Consider the following 3,254-nt stretch of genomic DNA (forward strand, 5'->3'; position numbering starts at 1 on the left):
CTTTGGAACAATCTCTCCTCTCATTGATTCTGGAACCTGCATTCTTCTCCAGCGGTTTCTAAGAGCAATCGCTACGGCCTTTTTTGCTTCTTTCTGACCGATTATATATTTATCTAATTCGTTAACGATTTGTTTTGGTGTTAATTCTGACATTCTAATTCTCTATGGTTTCGATAATATGATTTTCATTAGTAAATACGCAGATATTGCATGCGATGTCCAATGATTTCTTTACTATTTCCTGAGCAGAAAGATCTGTATTATCAAATAAAGCCCTTGCAGCTGCTAGAGCATAATTTCCACCTGAGCCTGTAGCAAGGACGTCGTCATCCATTTTTACTACATCACCAGTGCCTGTTATCATAAGTGAGTCGTTCTTATCGGCAACAATCAATATAGCTTCAAGTTTTCTAAGAGCTCTATCAGATCTCCAAAGTTTTGCTAAGGCGATACAAGCTCTCTCAAGAATACCTTGATGTTCTTCTAGTTTTTTCTCAAAAAGATCCAGTAATGTAAAAGCATCGGCAGTAGAACCTGCAAATCCGCAGATAACTTTGTTATGAAAAATTTTTCTTACTTTTCTTGCGTTGCCTTTTAAAATGGTGCTTTGACCCATTGTGACCTGACCGTCACCGCCTACAGCAACAACACCATTTCTTCTAACTGATACAATTGTTGTCATGTTTATTCCTTACGTTCAAGAGTGCATTCGTCAACAAGTCCTTGATTATCTAACTGTTCGAAAATGTTGAGTGCCTCTTCTCGATTACCAAAAGGGCCTAATTTTAACTGGTAGTATCCCCCTTTATTCACAATAGATGACATCATGCCAAGAGAGAAAGCGATGCTTGCCTTTGTCTGAGATGCCTCTTTTTGTGTTTTGTACTGATTGCAGTATAAGAAAACAGTATTAGTTTCTTCATGGGAAGATACTTTACTTGGAAGTTGTATGTTATCTTCCTTTACGATCTGCTGTTCAGCCATACTTGCATCTGAATTTTTACCTTTGTTTGTTTGAGATTGCTCTTCAATGACGATTGGCTGTAATTCATTGTTGCTTAAGTTTTCTCTGTTCTGAGGCAATAGTTGTGACTGAGCAACAAGATCGTTTTCGTCTGTTGGATCAACAGCAATTGCATTGTTGTCTTCAAAGCTTACCTCTTCTGAATTAACATCCGCAGGGTGTTTAATCATTGTCTTTGAAGAACAGCTTGCAAATGAAATAATCACAGCAATTAAAACTGCTACAACTATAGATACTGCAATTGCAAGATTCTTGTATTTTATTGATGAGTTTTCATCTTTTTTCATCAAAAAGAAAATTACTGAATCAATAAATTTAGCCAATTGCTGTTTAATATCCTTCACTCTACATTTGCTCCATTACGTTAATGCCAAGCAGATTCAGGCCTTGCTTAATTACTTTTGCAGTAAGTTCGCACAGAGCTAAGCGGCTAACCTTAGTGTTTTCATCAACACCATCTTTAAGAATTGGGCAAGCCTCGTAGAATCTCATGAATAGGTTAGAAAGCTCAAAGATGTAGTTACATAGTAAGTTTGGAAGTGCTTTTGCACCAACAGACTGAACTGCATCGTTAAAAGCAAGAAGTTTATTTGCAAGCTCTTCTTCAACCTCATGGGCAATGATAATCTTTCCTGGTTTTAAATCACCTGCTTTCTTGAATATTGAGCAGATACGGCTGTATGCATACTGTAGGTATGGAGCAGTATTTCCTTCAAAAGAAAGCATTTGTTCCCAATCAAAAATATAATCAGTGGTTCTGTTCTTAGAAAGATCTGCATATTTAACTGCACCCATAGCAATATTATGGATAACAGTCTTCTTTTCTTCTTCAGAAAGGTTTGATTTTCTTTCCTTGAGTAGGGCTGTTACTCTGTTTTCTGCTTCATCTAAGACATCACGTAGTTTTACGGTTCCACCTGAACGAGTCTTGAAAGGATGTCCATCTTTACCTAACATCATTCCAAAAGGACAGTGCTCAAGAGATACAGCATCTGAAACATAGCCAGCTTTTCTGCAGATTGCCCAAACTGTTTCTAGGTGCTGACTCTGTCTAGAATCTGTAAAGTATAGAATTCTATCTGCCTTTAATTTTTCTGCTCTGTATTTTGCGCATGCAATATCAGTTGTTGTATAAAGGAATCCACCATCATTCTTTCTGATGATATTTCCAAGAGGATTGCCTTCTTTGTTTTTGAACTGTGGCAGATAAACTACGATAGCACCCTGATCTTCAACAGCAATCTTTCTGTCTATCAGATCATTTACAACAACCGGGAGCATATCATTGTATAAACTTTCTCCCATGATGTCTTTGTCTGATAAGGTGACATCAAGACGGTCGTAAAGCATCTGATTCTGATCCATTGTCATCTTTACAAGCTTTTTCCACATGGTACGGCAATATTCATCACCACCCTGTAGAAGAACTACATATCGTCTTGCCTTAACAGCAAATTCCTCATCAGAGTCGTAGCATTCTTTTGCTTCTCTGTAGAAAGCTTCAAAGTCAGATAAATCCATGCCAGAACCCTGTTCATTTTCTTTTTTCTCAAGGTAGGCAATAAGCATACCGAACTGAGTTCCCCAATCGCCAATGTGGTTTGATCTGATTACATTGTTACCTAAGAATTCAAGAACTCTAACAACAGCATCACCTATTACGGTTGATCTAATGTGGTGAACTGCCATTTCCTTTGCAACGTTTGGAGCTGAGTAATCAACAACGATATTCTTAGGAGAATCAACTTTTGAAATTCCTAATCTAGGATCTTCATTCATTGCTTTAAGAGCATCTGAAATAGAATCTTTATTTATAAAAAAGTTGATGAATCCAGGACCTGCAATTTCTACTTTTGAAATATGTGAATCTTCTGGCAGGTTATCAACAAGTAATTGTGCAACAGCACGAGGATTGTTTTTCAGTGGCTTTGATAGGATCATTGCTATATTTGTAGCAAAGTCACCGTGAGAGCGATCTTTTGTTCTATCAATTCTGATGTTGGATAATACTTTTTCATCAATCTGAGTATTATCTGCAAATTTATTGATACTTTGTTTAATTAAATTCTCGATTAGCTGTTTCATGAAAAATTCCAAGTTTTATCAGTACATTGCAATTGGATCAACTTCGATTGCAAATCTTATATCGTTAGGTACGGTCTGCTCTTCTACAGTATTACGAACCTGAGTTAAAAATTTTCTTAATTCATTTCTGTCAGTACAGGTTACT

At 36.8% G+C, this 3,254-nt stretch carries 3 protein-coding genes and 1 pseudogene; all 4 read right to left on the reverse strand.

From position 1 onward, the window contains the following. Window positions 1-153, reverse strand: a pseudogene (hslU, locus tag ACJML3_RS04450) (HslU--HslV peptidase ATPase subunit); the annotation flags it as partial. 1 nt (window position 154) lies between these two features. Then, window positions 155-682, reverse strand: a complete 528-nt coding sequence (gene hslV / locus ACJML3_RS04455; RefSeq protein WP_406020966.1) for an ATP-dependent protease subunit HslV — start codon at window positions 680-682, stop codon at window positions 155-157. 2 nt (window positions 683-684) lie between these two features. Beyond that, complete coding sequence (locus ACJML3_RS04460; RefSeq protein ID WP_406020968.1) at window positions 685-1,347, reverse strand: SPOR domain-containing protein; 663 nt, start codon at window positions 1,345-1,347, stop codon at window positions 685-687. A gap of 22 nt (window positions 1,348-1,369) precedes the next feature. Beyond that, the gene (argS, locus tag ACJML3_RS04465; protein ID WP_406020970.1) at window positions 1,370-3,109 is read right to left on the reverse strand and encodes an arginine--tRNA ligase; all 1,740 of its coding nucleotides are present in this window, start codon (window positions 3,107-3,109) and stop codon (window positions 1,370-1,372) included. Window positions 3,110-3,254: the final 145 nt, after the last annotated feature.

Origin of the sequence: Succinivibrio sp., from assembly GCF_045124615.1 — a bacterium.
In the GTDB taxonomy this organism is placed as follows: domain Bacteria; phylum Pseudomonadota; class Gammaproteobacteria; order Enterobacterales; family Succinivibrionaceae; genus Succinivibrio; species Succinivibrio faecicola.